This window comes from Rhodococcus sp. G-MC3 (assembly GCF_030063335.1).
In the GTDB taxonomy this organism is placed as follows: Bacteria; Actinomycetota; Actinomycetes; order Mycobacteriales; family Mycobacteriaceae; genus Rhodococcoides.
In genome coordinates this window covers 84,182-98,553 of sequence record NZ_JASISW010000010.1, presented here as the reverse complement: position 1 = coordinate 98,553, position 14,372 = coordinate 84,182, and the positions used below count along the sequence as shown (strand labels likewise).

The 14,372-nt window shown below is 60.8% G+C and carries 18 protein-coding genes; 7 read left to right on the top strand and 11 right to left on the bottom strand.

From position 1 onward, the window contains the following. Positions 1 to 53: 53 nt before the first annotated feature. Both QMK17_RS13380 and QMK17_RS13375 read right to left on the bottom strand, forming a co-directional pair. Positions 54 to 797, bottom strand: a complete 744-nt coding sequence (locus QMK17_RS13380) for a CPBP family intramembrane glutamic endopeptidase (RefSeq protein WP_283509752.1) — start codon at positions 795 to 797, stop codon at positions 54 to 56. After that, positions 766 to 2,217 (bottom strand): RNA polymerase sigma factor, encoded by a 1,452-nt coding sequence (locus QMK17_RS13375; protein ID WP_283509751.1) that lies wholly within the window; start codon positions 2,215 to 2,217, stop codon positions 766 to 768. Before QMK17_RS13375 ends, QMK17_RS13380 begins: the two co-directional genes overlap by 32 nt. A 329-nt stretch (positions 2,218 to 2,546) precedes the next feature. Between QMK17_RS13375 and QMK17_RS13370 the strand changes: the two genes are divergently transcribed. Further along, positions 2,547 to 2,927, top strand: coding sequence for a hypothetical protein (locus QMK17_RS13370; protein WP_283509750.1), 381 nt, complete (start codon positions 2,547 to 2,549; stop codon positions 2,925 to 2,927). 974 nt (positions 2,928 to 3,901) lie between these two features. On the opposite strand, the gene QMK17_RS13365 is transcribed toward QMK17_RS13370, so the two are convergent. Both QMK17_RS13365 and QMK17_RS13360 read right to left on the bottom strand, forming a co-directional pair. Beyond that, the gene (locus QMK17_RS13365) at positions 3,902 to 4,306 is read right to left on the bottom strand and encodes a hypothetical protein (protein WP_283509749.1); all 405 of its coding nucleotides are present in this window, start codon (positions 4,304 to 4,306) and stop codon (positions 3,902 to 3,904) included. A 244-nt stretch (positions 4,307 to 4,550) separates the two neighbouring features. Next, the gene (locus tag QMK17_RS13360) at positions 4,551 to 4,820 is read right to left on the bottom strand and encodes a hypothetical protein (protein ID WP_283509748.1); all 270 of its coding nucleotides are present in this window, start codon (positions 4,818 to 4,820) and stop codon (positions 4,551 to 4,553) included. A gap of 491 nt (positions 4,821 to 5,311) precedes the next feature. Here QMK17_RS13360 and QMK17_RS13355 point away from each other — a divergent pair, with 491 nt between their 5' ends. Continuing rightward, positions 5,312 to 5,446: a hypothetical protein gene (locus QMK17_RS13355; RefSeq protein WP_283509747.1), complete on the top strand. Its 135-nt coding sequence runs from the start codon at positions 5,312 to 5,314 to the stop codon at positions 5,444 to 5,446. Between the two features lie 144 nt (positions 5,447 to 5,590). Here the strand turns inward: QMK17_RS13355 and QMK17_RS13350 are convergent, their stop codons facing one another. The 3 genes from QMK17_RS13350 to QMK17_RS13340 all read right to left on the bottom strand — a co-directional run bounded on the left by QMK17_RS13350 (position 5,591) and on the right by QMK17_RS13340 (position 7,602). After that, positions 5,591 to 5,974 carry a DUF5956 family protein gene (locus tag QMK17_RS13350; RefSeq protein WP_283509746.1) on the bottom strand — a complete coding sequence of 128 codons (384 nt, stop codon included), beginning with the start codon at positions 5,972 to 5,974 and terminating at the stop codon, positions 5,591 to 5,593. A gap of 53 nt (positions 5,975 to 6,027) precedes the next feature. Next, positions 6,028 to 6,426: a hypothetical protein gene (locus tag QMK17_RS13345; protein ID WP_283509745.1), complete on the bottom strand. Its 399-nt coding sequence runs from the start codon at positions 6,424 to 6,426 to the stop codon at positions 6,028 to 6,030. Between the two features lie 414 nt (positions 6,427 to 6,840). Further along, a complete protein-coding gene (locus tag QMK17_RS13340; protein ID WP_283509744.1) occupies positions 6,841 to 7,602 on the bottom strand; it encodes a hypothetical protein in 762 nt (253 codons plus the stop codon). Positions 7,603 to 7,758: 156 nt separating this feature from the next. Here QMK17_RS13340 and QMK17_RS13335 point away from each other — a divergent pair, with 156 nt between their 5' ends. After that, complete coding sequence (locus QMK17_RS13335; protein WP_283509743.1) at positions 7,759 to 8,178, top strand: hypothetical protein; 420 nt, start codon at positions 7,759 to 7,761, stop codon at positions 8,176 to 8,178. Positions 8,179 to 8,495: 317 nt separating this feature from the next. Then, positions 8,496 to 9,053: a hypothetical protein gene (locus QMK17_RS13330; protein WP_283509742.1), complete on the top strand. Its 558-nt coding sequence runs from the start codon at positions 8,496 to 8,498 to the stop codon at positions 9,051 to 9,053. A 436-nt stretch (positions 9,054 to 9,489) separates the two neighbouring features. Here QMK17_RS13330 and QMK17_RS13325 read toward each other — a convergent pair whose 3' ends face one another. Next, on the bottom strand, positions 9,490 to 10,038 hold the full coding sequence (locus QMK17_RS13325) for a maleylpyruvate isomerase N-terminal domain-containing protein (RefSeq protein ID WP_283509741.1): 549 nt from the start codon (positions 10,036 to 10,038) through the stop codon (positions 9,490 to 9,492). Positions 10,039 to 10,214: 176 nt separating this feature from the next. Here QMK17_RS13325 and QMK17_RS13320 point away from each other — a divergent pair, with 176 nt between their 5' ends. Then, a complete protein-coding gene (locus QMK17_RS13320; protein WP_283509740.1) occupies positions 10,215 to 10,670 on the top strand; it encodes a MarR family winged helix-turn-helix transcriptional regulator in 456 nt (151 codons plus the stop codon). A 31-nt stretch (positions 10,671 to 10,701) separates the two neighbouring features. Here QMK17_RS13320 and QMK17_RS13315 read toward each other — a convergent pair whose 3' ends face one another. The 3 genes from QMK17_RS13315 to QMK17_RS13305 all read right to left on the bottom strand — a co-directional run bounded on the left by QMK17_RS13315 (position 10,702) and on the right by QMK17_RS13305 (position 12,701). Continuing rightward, complete coding sequence (locus tag QMK17_RS13315; protein WP_283509850.1) at positions 10,702 to 11,175, bottom strand: GtrA family protein; 474 nt, start codon at positions 11,173 to 11,175, stop codon at positions 10,702 to 10,704. A gap of 686 nt (positions 11,176 to 11,861) precedes the next feature. Continuing rightward, positions 11,862 to 12,152 (bottom strand): LysE family translocator, encoded by a 291-nt coding sequence (locus QMK17_RS13310; RefSeq protein WP_283509739.1) that lies wholly within the window; start codon positions 12,150 to 12,152, stop codon positions 11,862 to 11,864. Between the two features lie 333 nt (positions 12,153 to 12,485). After that, positions 12,486 to 12,701 carry a hypothetical protein gene (locus tag QMK17_RS13305; RefSeq protein ID WP_283509738.1) on the bottom strand — a complete coding sequence of 72 codons (216 nt, stop codon included), beginning with the start codon at positions 12,699 to 12,701 and terminating at the stop codon, positions 12,486 to 12,488. A 113-nt stretch (positions 12,702 to 12,814) separates the two neighbouring features. Here QMK17_RS13305 and QMK17_RS13300 point away from each other — a divergent pair, with 113 nt between their 5' ends. Continuing rightward, positions 12,815 to 13,294 carry a hypothetical protein gene (locus QMK17_RS13300; RefSeq protein WP_283509737.1) on the top strand — a complete coding sequence of 160 codons (480 nt, stop codon included), beginning with the start codon at positions 12,815 to 12,817 and terminating at the stop codon, positions 13,292 to 13,294. A 195-nt stretch (positions 13,295 to 13,489) separates the two neighbouring features. Next, complete coding sequence (locus tag QMK17_RS13295; protein WP_283509736.1) at positions 13,490 to 14,335, top strand: HAD family hydrolase; 846 nt, start codon at positions 13,490 to 13,492, stop codon at positions 14,333 to 14,335. Positions 14,336 to 14,372: the final 37 nt, after the last annotated feature.

The following is a 14,372-nucleotide window of genomic DNA, read 5'->3' as shown; positions in this document are numbered from 1 at the left end:
GACGGGGCTGGGCCGGGTTGGGCTAGATCGAGCATGCTGTGACGGAAAAACGATCAGCTCACCGACGCGTGCCACACCAGGGCGGCAGCGAGCGCGCCGATGCCGTTGAGCGACCAGTGCAGTGCGATGGGGGCGATCAGACTGCCGCTTCGACGCCGTAGCCAGGTGAAGACGACGCCTGCCCCCGCGGTTGCGATGACGGCAAGACCGATCCCGACGATCTGACCGAACACTCCGCCGCCGAGGAAGCCGGAGAGGCCGACATTGCCCGCGGTGAGACCGAGTGACGACGCGATGTGCCACAGACCGAACAGCAGCGATCCTGCGGCGAAGACGCCGCGAGCACCGTAGATCCGCCCCAGAGTGCCGTGCAGCACGCCGCGAAACGCGAGTTCTTCGGGAATGACAGTCTGCAGTGGGATGACGATCATCGAGGCGACGAGCGCCGCGGAAATCGTCGCATAACGGTCAGCCATGAAGAACGGACGAGTGATCGGCAACAGGGCGCCGATGGCGACAACGGTCACGACCAGTCCGACGGCGCCGAGCGCATACAGCGACCCGGTCTTCCACTGCTTTGGTGACAATCCCAGTTCGGACCAGCCCAGGCCCCGGCGACGCGTCAGCGCTACCAGCAGAACGGCGGCAATCGGCACTGTTGCGATGCTGGCCCACGCCGTCGTGAAATGCGCGATCAGGTTGGTGCCGACCAGGACGAGGACGACGATCGCGACGTCGAGATACGCGTGGAAAGTACGTCGCCGATCAGCGGTGGCGGCGTCCTTCGTCATGAGCATCCAATCGAGTGTACGGACGGATCCTGAGTGCGTCCTCGGATGCTTGCGCCGGAACATCAGCTTTTCTAGGCAGGCGGCGCCGGCGTGACTGTGGTTGGTGTCGTGTGGACCGGTGGCGTCGTGGCGGTGGTGGGGGGTGCGGGTTGATCAGAGGTGACGACCGGATCCCCGGTGGCGGGCGGGGGGTTTTCGGGTGCTTCCGACGTGCTTGGCGGGGCATCGACAGGGGGAGCCCCGACCGGAGGCACCGGCAGCATGTCCACTGAATTGGGCAGCCCGGGAATCGGCGCTGCAGTGACGTCGGGGACCGCGGCGACTTTGGGGATCTTGAAATACCGAGTGGCTTCGACCTGAGCGGTATCGACGGGGACCAGCGCGGGTGGAACCACCGCTGCGGGCGTCGTCGTCGCGGGTGCATCGACCAACTGGCAGGTGCGGGTGACTGGCTGGCCGCGGGACCGACCATCAGCAATCCGACTCCGGTGCCGACCACGATGGCAGCACCGGCAGCGCCGACCCAGACGCCCTGCGGTGCGTGCCGGTGCCCTTGCTTGCGTGGCTGCGGAAATCCCGAACGGTCGAGTGGATCGATGCGATGTGAGAGCGCGACGAGGTCGAAGTTCACCTGGGCATCGGCGACGACGAGATCCCGCAACCAGAAAGGGACTGCGGCCAACGGGAGGATCCCGAGCAGCGTGGCCGCCCGGAACTTATGGTCCCTGATTGCGCTGCACTTGGCGCACTTGTTCATGTGCTTGCCGATTCTCTTGCGCCACAGCGAAGAGAATTCGCCGTCCCACTGGGCAAGGATTTCGTCGAGACTTACGCACTCGTTGCCTCGTTCCTGCGCGACGAGAATGACCGACAGTGATCGTTCGAGTTGTGTGCGTGCCCGTGAGGTGAGCGTGCTCGCCTGATTCATTCGAACGCCGAGGATCGCGGCTACCTGGGCATTGTCGAGGTCGTGTCGGATCGCGAGTTCGAGGACTTCGCGGTCCTTGGGGCTCAAACCTGCCGCGGCCGCAACCAGGGCATGAAGGTTCCGTTCCTCGAAGGTCTCGGAGGTCGCGGTCTCGGTGGTCGCGGTCTCGGAGGTGACGGCCGAATCCGCGAAATCGAAGCTGTTGTCCAACGGAACGTTCTTCTTCGCATGACGCAACTGGCAGAGACATTCCGAGCGAACGATGGCGTACAGCCAGGGGCGGAATCGGGCTGGATTGCGTAATTGCCCGATGCGTTGCGACGCGATGAGCATGGCGTCGTGGACGACATCGGCGGCGAGGTCTGCGTCTCTCACCATGGCGTTCGCATAGGTGAAGAGGTGTCGGGCGTAGAGGTCGTAAGCATCTCCGAGCGCCGAGAGGTCGCCGCCGATCAGCGCCGTAACTATTCGTGCGTCGTCCGTTAATGCGTCGTTCATGGCGATCCTCCCTCCCCGAAGTACCGCTGCACAGTCTAGGAGACTGCTGAACAATCCGATACCCGACAGTGGCCGTATCGACCGCCGATCGGTGGTCTGACCTGGAATAATGGTTGCCATGCAGGCGAATTCGAATTCGCGAGAACCCAGGCCGCATTGCCACAGCTTCCACACAGCGCTATTTCTTGGGTACTGGACACAGCTCAGGGCTCTGCCGGTTGAGGTCGTGGTTGGGAATTGCAGTTCCGGGGCAAGGCTGAGCTCTGCCTGCCAGGATTAGGTGCGGCACAGTCTCTGTTGTTTCATCGCTCACCAGCGAAAGGGTCTCAATGAGAAGCACAATCAGCGCGGCTGCACGAGTTGCCACCGTCGTCGTGTCGGGTCTGGCCTTCGCGACGATCATCGGCTCCGGCACTGCCCAGGCGACCCCTCAGGACTGCGGCATCCAGCGGGATGCCTTCGGCGCGACGGCAACCTGCCATGACTCCGATGCTCCGCCGGGTAGAGAGTACTTCCTCAGCATCGACTGTTGGGGTCTTCACGGCATCCCCGATGCCTTCCCGTTCTATGCGGTCGGGCCTTACACCGCGTCGACTCGCTCATTCGTACCAACGGGTCAGGCATCGGCCAACTGCAGCACTAGTTGGGGTTCGCCCGCGTTGAATGTCGGCGTGGTCACCAACGCCCACGTGGAGATCTATCGCCAGTGAGGCTCAGGCAGCACAAGCGGTGAGCGACGTTGGCGCACATAGCTTAGAAGCCAAACCCAGCCGCTAAACGGGCACAGTCTCGGCTGGGTTTCCGGTATGAGCGAACGACTGTCCGGCGACGACGTTGCCCAGATCAAGAATTCGATAGTGACGGTGCAGCAACAGGATTCGATCGAGGCGCAGGCCGAGGTGGAATTTCGAGCGAGCAACGCCGCTGCGAATCATGAGCGGGGCAAGTTCGACAAACGTTGCTATAGAGCGAATTTGGGGACTTCGAGGCCAACGATGAATCAAGTCGATCAATAAGATTGAGCAATCAATTACGATCAATCCGGGCACGGGTTGTCAGCCGCACCATTGGTACCGAATAGTTTCTTGGTAAGCGTGAGTTTGTCAGGCATTGCCTGCTCGACTTCCCAGCGCGTTGAGGGCGAACATATCGCTTCATAATGCCACGACTACCGGAGGGAGTGACAGCATGATATTAGCCGCAATCATATCGTTCGTCGTCGTTGTGGGTGTCGGTTTGATGGGAAATAAGCAGCGCCTGGCCGATAAAGTGCATTTCCGAGGCTTCGAGGGTTGACGATCATGGTCGAGACGCTCCCAGTCGAGAGAAAACTGCGACCAACCGCGACAGCGAGCGCGGCGACGGTGACGGAGTTCGAGATACTGCACTTGTCCGCGGACGGTATTGGTGGCGATTGCGGTTAGTCGCAGGGAGACTGCCGGTTCGGTGATGATCTGGTCGGGGTCGAACTACGCCAACGGATTCCGCCACGGCTGCACGTTGTCCGAGAGTGCCGTTGTCAGCCCGGTTACTTTCGCGGTAGGACGACGTGAGACTTGCTCACCAGAGTGATGCGCCGCGGGTAGTGAAAAAGTAGACGTTCTAAAGCTGAATTATCCCAGCTCAAAGCATCATTCTTTTACTTTGATACGCCGAGCTCACTTACCGGCATGAAAGCCCAATGCTAGAGAGGGTTGTCTTTGGCGACGAGAGTCGGCATTCCGGTTTCCATCGGATCCAGAATTGCAGTCACACGCGCACCCCATCGTTCATGGGCAGACTGCCGGGATATGCCCGTCGCTCGCCCGATGATGGCCCATGTCGCACCTTGCGTGCGTAACACAATGACGGTCTCGATCCCGTCGAGCCCGGCCGCAAGTTGGATGCGCAGACTCAGCAGGTGCCATGCGAGGGCACGTTCAGCTGGCACTGTGGTGGATTGCTCGGCCTCCCACTCCGGCGTGCCAGGGAGCGGCCCAAAACCGATGATCTCGTCGGAGAATCGGCCAGCTTCTGTTGCCCCCGCGTTGACCACAGCGCGAACAGCAGCTGCGATGTCAGTTTCGATGGCTGTGTCTTCGAACGTCATTTCAAACCTCCGTGTCAGGTAAATCCTGACACGGATTTTAGGTGCATGTCAAGGAGTGCCTGACAAATACTGCGAGAGGGCTCGATGCACAAAGCCGAAACCACGGACCACCTCAACAGCGTCGGGGTGGACCGTCGCGCATCGTGGCCCCAACTGCACCATTCCGGTGCACTCAGGCCGTGCGTCGCCGTGGCCTCACCGTCGAGTGCCGGATGAGTATGGACTTGGACCGGTGAGCGGGTGGTCATTCTGCTGTCAAGAAGTCGACTATCGCGGCGGCGACAGCGGACGGGTTTTCCTCAGCCATGTGGTGCCCGGATTCGATGACCACCGTCTGGGGCGGGTGAGTGCACCAAGATTGCCAGATGCGCGCAGGATCACCGTAGAGGCTTGCCATGTCGTCCCGCGAGGACCATCCCACCAGTGCTTGGCATTCGATGAGTGTGCCTGTGCTGCGGTCGTGCTCGTCTGCACGTCGATCGACGTGCAGGCCTGCCGCGTAATCCTCGAGCATGCTTCGGACGGTGCCCGGATTGTTTAAAGCGTCGACGAGGCAAGGCGTACACGCGAAGAACACTCCGAAGGATTAGACCTGCACGCTGGTTAGCCAGATGACTGCGTCATTGGTCCTGTTCGGGTCAGGCGAATTCGGCAGAACGACTGGGCGGCTCACTGCGGAGCGCCTCGCTCATGGTCGAGTACTGGTATGTCACGTAACCTCCCGTTGCATTTATGCGCTCGCCGACGAACACAACGCCCCAACGCTTCCTGATCGCTCGTTGTCACCGGGGTACATATTCTTCACAGCGCATGGCGTGCGCCAGCCTGAATTGGTGAACTACAACCACGCCGATGATTGTCCAAAAGGCTACCGACCAACGGCTGAGGACGGGCGGCTTGATTTGACGGTCGACGGTGAGGTTTTCGTGAGATCCTCGGATGGAGGTGCAGTCAGATGGAGGAACGACTTACCACTGGGAATCGGGGCCGAACAATGGCTACGGAATGAGTAGCAGTCGTCCGACGATCGCGGATAATTTCGACATAGTGGTCGAGCCTTTGACATTGGAGCGGCACATCAACTCGATCCGCAGGTTCCTCGACGCCGTAAACCCCGAAACCGGCTACCTCGGAGACTGAGGAGTCGACCGGGCAGCATTCCCGGCTGGCCGTCGCGCTGACGACTGAAACCCACTACGTCGGCCGATGTGAGCCGAGCAAGGCTTTGTACAGCCGCGCGATCGCTTTGCGTACTTCCGCTGGATCGACGTAGCAGTTCTTCTCTCACAACGCGTATTCGAGCGCCCTTCCATCGGAGATGTTGCCGGGCACCAACACGTGCCAGTTGTATCCCCGTGGGCGCGGCCGGACGCCGGCGTCCGCGAGATACGAGTTGATGTCGTCGTTTTCTTGTTGTAGATCGGCTTCAGTGAAGGGTTCGAACCAGACTTCCTCGGGCTCATTACTCGGGTCACCGCGTGTCACTTTCACTGGCTTGTGCGCGGATGCTGGATACGGTGTTCGGTAACATCTTCCTGGTCCTGCGATCCATGCCGTGAGTGCGCCGTGCCCGTTGGGTATGACGCTGACGTAACGCCCCGCTGGCAGGACGTCAGGGATCTCGTCGTCAGCGGCGGATGACGGAAAGTCGCCCCAGTACTTAGCCATGTAGCCCCCTCACCGGGTCGGTCGATTTTTACAACTACCTATTGACTCGTTCGTTATGGGTTCGGTGGTTCGGTTGTGTCGTCCACGAGATCCGCGGCGTCGCGGAGGCCGAGACCGGGGTAGCTTTCGCGCAGCTTCTTGATCGCGGATATTCGTGATGACGATGAGGACCTCGCACTCCAGACTTCGCGCGTCGGAACACTGTTGGGGTCGACGCGTGCCACCTTGGGCGGGGACGCGCGATTGCGGTTTCGCCAATGCCGCACGAACGACGTGGCAATGACGACAAACGCCAGGAGACACAGGGCAGCGAAGGTGATGTTCCACGGCGAAGGGTCGTCCATTACGTTGCCGACGACCCGCGGTCCGACCAGCACAGTCGAAACCACCAAGAGATACAAAGTTCCCCATCGGTCGACGGTGGGGTTGTCGTACCACTTCCGCTTCGTCACGAAGCCAGCCTGTCATATACATCGGTTCCCGCTGCGTAAACCGAGGCAGCGCACCGTGCCAGGAAGAACCGAGCGATCGACGCACTCGCCCTGCATCAATTGTCGCCACCCTCCCTGCCACCGGTCAGGTAAGCGTCTTGGACTACTCGATCGACGCGCTCGATTTCTCCAGCATCAGTCGGGACATGGATGACCTCGAAATCTACTTCGTCGATGAGGGCACTGTGTTTTTCCGGTACATTGCCGGGTGGATTTACTCCCTGACCATCCCGCTCTGCAACGTCCTGGTGACGACCTCGAGTACACCAGCGTCGGTGAGATAAGCGTTGAACTCGAAAGTGGTGCGATAGAACATGTTCGAAGGTGCGGTTCTCGGGGCCTGGACATCGACGCATCCTGACGGTCCATTTCGATTCAGGCGTAGGGGCCTGCCGGAGGTAATGGGTTGTGGGTGTCACTGTCCCAGGTGAGCTTCTGGGCGGAGTCCACGGGCAGCGCTTCCAATGCGGAGTTGGCGAGGACGGCGTCGATGCACTCGGTGGATGCGCCGACGTACGTTGTCATCAGATCGATATCGGTCGCCGCACACCAGGTTTGATCGTCCGGCCACCACAGGTGGGCGCTCATACCGAACGGGAATTGCTCGCTGGCGCCGAACTGAATGTCCGCGTGATCAATGGTGCCCGAGAACAAGATCATGTCGCGCCCCGGCATCGGTAGCCGTGGGTAGTTCGACGGTGCCTCGATGTGGCCGGAGCCTTCCCAGTGCGCGAACCAGCATTTCGAGGGTGTTTGTGTGTAGGCGCGGAGTGTGTCTGCCAGGGCGCGTGCCGTGTCCGCTGGTAGTGATCCTTCGCTGGGGGGATCGTGCCACAAGCCCTCTTGTTCGGGCGTTTGCCAGCTACCCACGATGGACCCCCATTCCATCACCGGGTGCTGGATGCGCCCGTTGGCTTCGGCCACGGTGTCCCAGCGGACAGGCTCGTCATCGATGGTGCTGGCGGGGTGGAAGACACGAGCGTATGCAGGGAAGACCGGCGGAACCAGGCCAGCGACGCCGTGGCCGAAGCCGCGGATACTGTCGGTGATCCAGGTGCCCGCGCTGACGACGGGGGCACGTCGAAGCCCTCGTTCGTCCCAGTCTTGACTGTCGGTTGTTGCCGGATCCCACGTCATAGCTCTACTAGACCATCTCTACCCCGTCGGTACTCCACTCCGCGTCGAGACAACCGGGCCCGATCGCGCCGAAAAGCATTGGCCCAATGTTTATGATGCCGGAATGTACGTATCTGGCGAGGCCCGGTTGGCGCGGACATCGTGCGGTAACGGCTCATGAGCTTTTGGAAACGGTCTTCGGTGTGGCTGCCAATCGCCTTGGCCTTCGCGATTGCAGCTACCGTGACGGGGTTCGGGTTCGGGGCAATACTGTCCAGCCCTGGTGCAGTGGTCTTCGCGGTGTTCGTTTTCGCCCTGCTGATGCTCCCCGGAGCGGTGCTCGGCGGCCTTGCAATTGCGGCTACTCGTGTAGCTGATCGTGTCGTACAAGGCATGGCGCCAAGGAGGGATCGGATGTCGACTGCGGTAGTGCATGCAGCCGTCGCAGGAGTTGTCGTCGGTTTGACAACCTGGTGGTACTTGGCGCTTACCCAGCGGGCCGACAATCCGCTACTGATTGCTCCGGTTGCATTCGTAGCCGTGGTCGCTGCGATTTTTGCGAGTCGCGCAGCGTGGATGAAGGAATCCGTTCGCTGACGGCGCGCCTGGACTGGCGGATGGGTAGTAACCGGAATATGCGCTATCTGTCGACATCGGTTGAACACCTTTCGTGACGGGCTGGACCTCGAGCGCGTACTCTCGATCTCTTCGTCTTTGGACGGAGTAAGCGGGAGCGTGAACTATGTTCGGACGCGAACAAATAACGCAACGAAGGCTGGAACGTCGCATCGGATCGAACTGTGCATCCGCCGAGCGCCCCGGCTGATGAGCGACAGCCACGCGGGGAATGCCGCCGAATGATGCCGAGGGAACGAAAAAGTATCGATTATTTCCTGCTCGCAGGTTTTGTCACGGTGGCTGAGGCCCGGCGCTTGCAGGTCACGCCTGCTCACAGGTCGGTGGCGCGAGATTTGTGGGACAATCTTCTAGTTCACCTGTGCGCGTATTCGCTCGGTGAAGCGGGCCCTCGCTCAGGACTTGTTGAACTCGAGATGTTCGGTCGAGCGATCGAACGTGAGCGCGCGGTGCGGGTGCAGGAGCTCAACGACAAGGTCGGCCGGCACGTGATCGCTGTCGCAGAGAACGTCACGCGGGAGTCTCGCGAGCAAGCCCGCTCGGACATGTTGCTGCCGCTGGGAGCACCGTCGTCGGGCAGTTGGCAGGCAGCGATCAATGTATTCTCCCGGGTGATCATCTCGCGGGCCGTAGATGGCCTGATTCATCCGGTCTTTGCCTCTCAAACGTTGTGTCGCTGGCCTATTCCTGAGCCGTCGAACCAACCGGATGTGCCCGGGATCCACATGATCGTTTCCGCCAAGCAGCTTTTGGATTCGTGGAAGGACGAGCGTGGCCGCCGTGACGTCATCGAGCAGCAGATGATGGACACATTCCGCGCGGGTACTTGGCCGTGACCCATATGCCGCTTAACTATTGCCGCGCTGCGGAACTGGGTTGCATTCCAGTCTGAAAATTATCGCCCTTGACTGGTGAAAGCGATTCGATCTTTCCGGTGAGGTGTAAAATCCATCTCTTCGTCTCCCCACGCGCCCTCTCCGAGCCCGCTGACCATCGAGTTCTTGCGGGAGCAGGTCAGTCGTTTGGTCAACGTCGACGTGCGAAAGGCGTTGGGACAACGAGGATTGTGCCGCTCTCAGAGTCGAGTGTGCGATTGGTCCAGAAAGCGCGTCAATAGAATCGGACTGCCATCGGGTCGACGAACGCGAGATCTACAGGTATTGATCAGAACTCGGCGTACAGCACCGGTCGTCCGACTATCAGGTACCTGTCGATTCGGTGGCGGGGGTGTTGACGTCTCGAGCTTCGAATCGTGGCCCGGCAGATTTGGGCCTATGTCGATCGCACGCGGGTCGCAAACGTCAAAGCGTTTTCCCATACCCTGTCCGCGTCGTTGTCTGGTGATTCCTGCAGTGCCGCAAGGACCCGACGCGCCACGTCGTCGGCAGGGCGGTAGGTGAAGCCCATCGCATTTCCAAGATCCCAGGTACGGATTACCGTGTCGGCGATCTGTTGTTCGTAGGCCGCACCGAGCGCCATGTCGGATCCGTCGACGCGGCAGACGGTTTCAGAATTTGCAGATTCGAATGCGTTCTCCAGCTGCCTTGCTGTCTTTCGATACAGCGACTCGAATCCGCCACCGTACAGATTTGGCGAGACATCGAGGTCCGATCTACTCATTGCGTTGACTGGTGGGCGGTCGTTGACAGTTTCATGGGCGATGGTCGTGGCGAGGTTTGTGTCTCGCTCGATTATCCGAAGGTAGAAGTCGCCGATGTCCTGGTCCGGCAGTGCGGTTTCCTGTTTGAGATCTCCTGGAGTCAGCTCGGAGAGCCATTCCGCGAGCTCTTCATTGGCAGCGTGCAAGGTCGATACGTCCATATTGATCCCTTTTCGTCGGAAGTCGAGGCTCAGATGTATGGGCTTGGTGCATGGTCAGGCGTGTCTTGATCGGCTTGGTGTGCCTTAACGTGGACCCCATAAAGATTGGCGGGCGACGCTCTACTGCGGTAGACGATTAACCGTATACCGAGGTAGATGATTTTGGAAGGCTGTCCATGACAGATAGCGACACGCAGGAAGGCATCGAGCCCGATTTGGCAGCTCTGTTGTTCGGGGTGCTGCCGCACTTGGGTGCGCTGGAGGAGCCGCTCCTGCGGGAGGCGGGCCTTTCGATGTGGGAATATGCGATCTTGACGGAAATAGCTGCGGGAGCCGCGGTATCGCAGGCCGAGCTTTCGCGTCGAACTCGACGCGACCCGACGCGTTTGGGCAAGCATCTGAATGAGCTTGTCTCGCGTGAACTCGTATCCCGCGAGCGATCGGATGACCAACGTCAACGCACAGTCGCCATCACGCCCGGCGGACAAGATCTTCTCGATGCCGTGCGCGCTCGTATCAGAGCAGTCGAAGACGATCTGCTCGAATCGGCGCTGACAGGCGCTGAAGCTTCGACCCTGCGCCGGTTACTTGCTCAGCTTGCGGCCGCCTGCGAGAGCCAGGGCGGACTCTGACCTCGGCCGCCAACTGGTCTCGGGCGCCGATTCAGGGTCGGCCGTCCAACTCCAAGCTCGTGGCCGGGTCCACTCTCTTCCCCTGCACGAAGACAAACCGGCTCATCGCCCACCACCGAAAAGCTGTTGCGAGCAAAGTGCCCAACAGTGTCCCGCTGACAAGGTCGGCGACATTCTCAGCGAGAAATGACACGTGGGGCATGCGCAAGTCCAAGACGTAACGCGAGATCCACAGCGGAACCTGGTTGATAATCAGCCCACCCCCGGCAACACTGAAAAACAAGGCAGCTTCGTGATGATGGGGGCGGCCATCACGGTTGGAGAACGACCACTCGCGATTGAGTACGTACGACAGAATGGTCGACACGAGCACGGCGATGATATTTGCGGTGACGGGGTTGGCCGAAAGAACAGTCCACTTCAAGCCGAAAAATATGCCGACGGTCGTGACAAAGGTCACTGCTCCCACACTGAGGAATTTCAGCAGTTCGGCGTGCCTCAACACGCGACCCAACCAACGGTCCGGTAGTCGCGCTACTACATACTCACCAAAGCTCACGCCTGCTGTACCCCTTCTTGACTTTGAAGACTTCCGTACTCAACGGCGAAAACTGCCATGTTAGGTAGGCTAACGGTCGCTCTGACGAGTCGGAGCTTCGGAAAGACCCTTACAACTACGCTGCTGCAGTGCAACGAACTCGATACGAGTTTGTACCGAACCTGAGACTTTGTTTTATCACTCGGGGTGTGTCGACGCACCATGATCTGAGTCCCAGCCTTGCCGTCAAGGAACGGACCACACGCTGGAACCAGGGAAAGAGTGACCGGCACGCCCGAACCGCTGTTGGTGGCGACAGCTACCAAGATCCCGCTTCCGATGTCGGCTGTGTCCCCATGCGGGCCGGGCCCGAACCACAGATTCGTGGTCCGGGAGGCGCCATTGGTGAGGCCGCGCCAGTGAATCATGCACGCGCAGCTTTGTTCCGTGCCACCGAGCCGAGTGAGCCCCGGGGTGTCGGTGTTGGTGGTGACCCCTGTGGCGAAGGGGTGCAGGTCTTCTCATAAACGCAGTGTTCGACGAGCGCCTGCGTCAGGCAGTCCCATTCTTGTTGCGAGCGCCCGCTGGCCTCGAGCGATCCCGTGGTTGACGGCTGAGTGCTCCCGCAGCTTGGTGACGTTGCTCGGTCCAATTCACACACACTCGGATGACAGCCCTGTGACACCGGTTCTTGTGCACCAGTGCGACATTGACTCCGATGTCGGCAAACACGTCCTGTGCAGAAAGTACAGCAGGTAAAGGGCGCCGACTACTTGAACGGCGATGAGAACCTGGGGAGCGGCGGCAAGGATGGCCGAGATGCCGACAGTGGCGAGAAGGCCGTGGGCGAGCAGGCCCGCCTGTGTGCCGAGGCCAGTGATGGCGCCGTGGCGTCGACCCTCGGTTGCGCCGCGGATGACCATCAGCCAGTCAGGTCCCGGCACAAGATACGCAACATTGCGACGCCGACAAACCCGGCCAATAGCAACAACTGCACCAACCAGGGCCCCTTCTCATCGATTCGTCCGGTAAAGCCCGCGGTTCGTCGAAGCATCCGGTGTATCGCCACTCTCGCCGAGTGCAAACATGTATGGGTCCACGGGGACGTTCGACGGCCGCGCCGGAGGTAGATTGAGCGACATGGACAGTCGGAGGCGAGGAGCGGGTACGAGCTGGGGCGTTCTTGCTATCGGCTGGCCGACACTGTGCGGAGTTGCATATGCACTCTGGTCACTGACCCGACAACACGTTGTCGGCGTCAGTCCTTGGCTAGCTGTTTACACATTGTCCGTCGGCGCGATTCTCGGCGGTGTCATCGGATGCGCAGCATTTGTTGGCGGCACATGGGCTTTGAAATTGCTGGACGACAGACATTCACCAACAGCACGTGTGGTGGTTGACGCCGCAGAATTCTCGATCATCTCCGCATTGACCGCAGGAATGGCGGTTGGTGGTCTCTTCTTGTTGTCCAGGCACGTGTCCAATTCATTCATCCCTACCTCCGTGGTCACCGGGGCAGTCTTATCGATTTCGCTGACATATGGACGACGGGCGCTTCGCCAAGCGACCATGACCCGATCAGACGCGGCATGATGGGTCACGGCTGATGGACTGGGTTGAGAAAGAACTATCTCTGGCAGCGGTCATCGGTACGTGCACCGGTGTTGTGGTTGCGATCCCGCTGATGGACGGTGGATCGTGGGTCGGATTGTGGGTCCCGGCCTTGATCGGCGGATTGGTGGGATTGCTGGTGGGCTCGGCGCCCGTTGCGGGCGGACACTACGCGCTGCACACTGGTCGCCTGTGGCCCGCGTATTCACCGCGGCGGTGGAAGCACCGCTTCGCGGCATGTTCGGCAGCTGCGGTGACGCTCCTGGTCGGGGGTGTTCTCGCTTTTACTGTTGCAGCAGTCGGCAATCCGGCAGTCAGCGGCCCGGCGGGCGAATCGACGGGGTTTCCGCCGACTCTGATAGTTGTTGCCGTGATAGCCGCCGCGACCTACGCGTTCACGTACGCGCTTGCTCCCGCGGATGTCTCTGAACCGATTTCCGCGGGCTCGACAGGGGATGGAACTCGGGGGAACTGATCCGCCGCGATCGTCGTTGGGGTCCACGCTCCGTCACCTGAGCGAAATTCACCGATCGCGGCAGTTCGAGGCAATGCACCAGGCTTCTCCGGCGGACTCTCCCCACCGACTCCTGTTCTGCCGTTTCCATGTGCTGGTCAGCTCACCTGCACCGAGAGTTCTGGTGCGATGGCCCGCTGAGGCACAATAGCGTCGATGCCTGTTACCTCTGGACCCCAATCCCGCCCTGCCGGCAAGCCCCGCCTCGTCGCCAGTGATGTCGACGGCACGTTGCTCGACCACACCGACAGGGTCAGTGAGCGGACGCGGCGTGCCGTGCTCACGCTGGTCGGTGAGGGCACGCCCTTCGTCCTGTCGACGGGCAGGCCACCGCGATGGATCGCGCCGGTCGTCGACGATCTGGGATTCGCGCCGATGTGTGTGTGCGCCAACGGTGCGGTGATCTACGACGCGGCAACCGATCGCATCCTCGACGCTGAGGTCCTGGCCAGCGATACGTTGCACTGGCTCGCCGACATCGCTTACCGGGCGATGCCCGGGTGCGGTCTCGCTGCCGAGCGTGTCGGTGCCACCGCGCACGATGCCGCGACACCGCAGTTCGTCAGCTCACCCGGATACGAGCATGCCTGGCTGAATCCCGACAACACCGAGGTCTCGCAGTACGAGGTCCTCGACGTCCCCGCTGTGAAACTGCTGATCAGGATGTCGAGCATGTCCAGCGGAGACATGGTCGCGGCGCTCGCACCACTGATCGGCGACCGAGCCGACCTGACGTACTCCACCGACAACGGGTTGATCGAACTGTCCGCGCCCGGAGTCACCAAGGCGTCGGGACTCGAGATCGTCGCCGATCGTCTCGGCGTGGCCGCTGCCGATATTGCCGCATTCGGAGACATGCCGAACGACGTTCCGATGTTGAAGATGGTCGGCCTCGGCGTTGCGATGGGCAACGCACATCACGCTGCGATCGCCGCCGCGGACGAGGTGACGTCGAGCAACGCCGACGACGGTGTGGCCAGGGTCCTCGAACGCTGGTGGTGACCGAGCTCTTCCAGACGCCGATGCCCCGCAAACGCAC

Excerpts from the sequence above, each read along its gene's own strand:
- QMK17_RS13320 (WP_283509740.1), top strand. The coding sequence starts at position 10,215 with ATGACAGATAGCGACACGCAGGAAGGCATCGAGCCCGATTTGGCAGCT.
- QMK17_RS13365 (WP_283509749.1), bottom strand. The coding sequence starts at position 4,306 with ATGACGTTCGAAGACACAGCCATCGAAACTGACATCGCAGCTGCTGTT.
- QMK17_RS13350 (WP_283509746.1), bottom strand. The coding sequence starts at position 5,974 with ATGGCTAAGTACTGGGGCGACTTTCCGTCATCCGCCGCTGACGACGAG.
- QMK17_RS13305 (WP_283509738.1), bottom strand. The coding sequence starts at position 12,701 with ATGAATGAATTGGACACGTGCCTGGACAACAAGAAGAGACCACCAACC.
- QMK17_RS13325 (WP_283509741.1), bottom strand. The coding sequence starts at position 10,038 with ATGGACGTATCGACCTTGCACGCTGCCAATGAAGAGCTCGCGGAATGG.
- QMK17_RS13370 (WP_283509750.1), top strand. The coding sequence starts at position 2,547 with ATGAGAAGCACAATCAGCGCGGCTGCACGAGTTGCCACCGTCGTCGTG.
- QMK17_RS13360 (WP_283509748.1), bottom strand. The coding sequence starts at position 4,820 with ATGCTCGAGGATTACGCGGCAGGCCTGCACGTCGATCGACGTGCAGAC.
- QMK17_RS13355 (WP_283509747.1), top strand. The coding sequence starts at position 5,312 with ATGAGTAGCAGTCGTCCGACGATCGCGGATAATTTCGACATAGTGGTC.
- QMK17_RS13380 (WP_283509752.1), bottom strand. The coding sequence starts at position 797 with ATGCTCATGACGAAGGACGCCGCCACCGCTGATCGGCGACGTACTTTC.
- QMK17_RS13340 (WP_283509744.1), bottom strand. The coding sequence starts at position 7,602 with ATGACGTGGGATCCGGCAACAACCGACAGTCAAGACTGGGACGAACGA.
- QMK17_RS13335 (WP_283509743.1), top strand. The coding sequence starts at position 7,759 with ATGAGCTTTTGGAAACGGTCTTCGGTGTGGCTGCCAATCGCCTTGGCC.
- QMK17_RS13375 (WP_283509751.1), bottom strand. The coding sequence starts at position 2,217 with ATGAACGACGCATTAACGGACGACGCACGAATAGTTACGGCGCTGATC.
- QMK17_RS13300 (WP_283509737.1), top strand. The coding sequence starts at position 12,815 with ATGGACTGGGTTGAGAAAGAACTATCTCTGGCAGCGGTCATCGGTACG.
- QMK17_RS13295 (WP_283509736.1), top strand. The coding sequence starts at position 13,490 with ATGCCTGTTACCTCTGGACCCCAATCCCGCCCTGCCGGCAAGCCCCGC.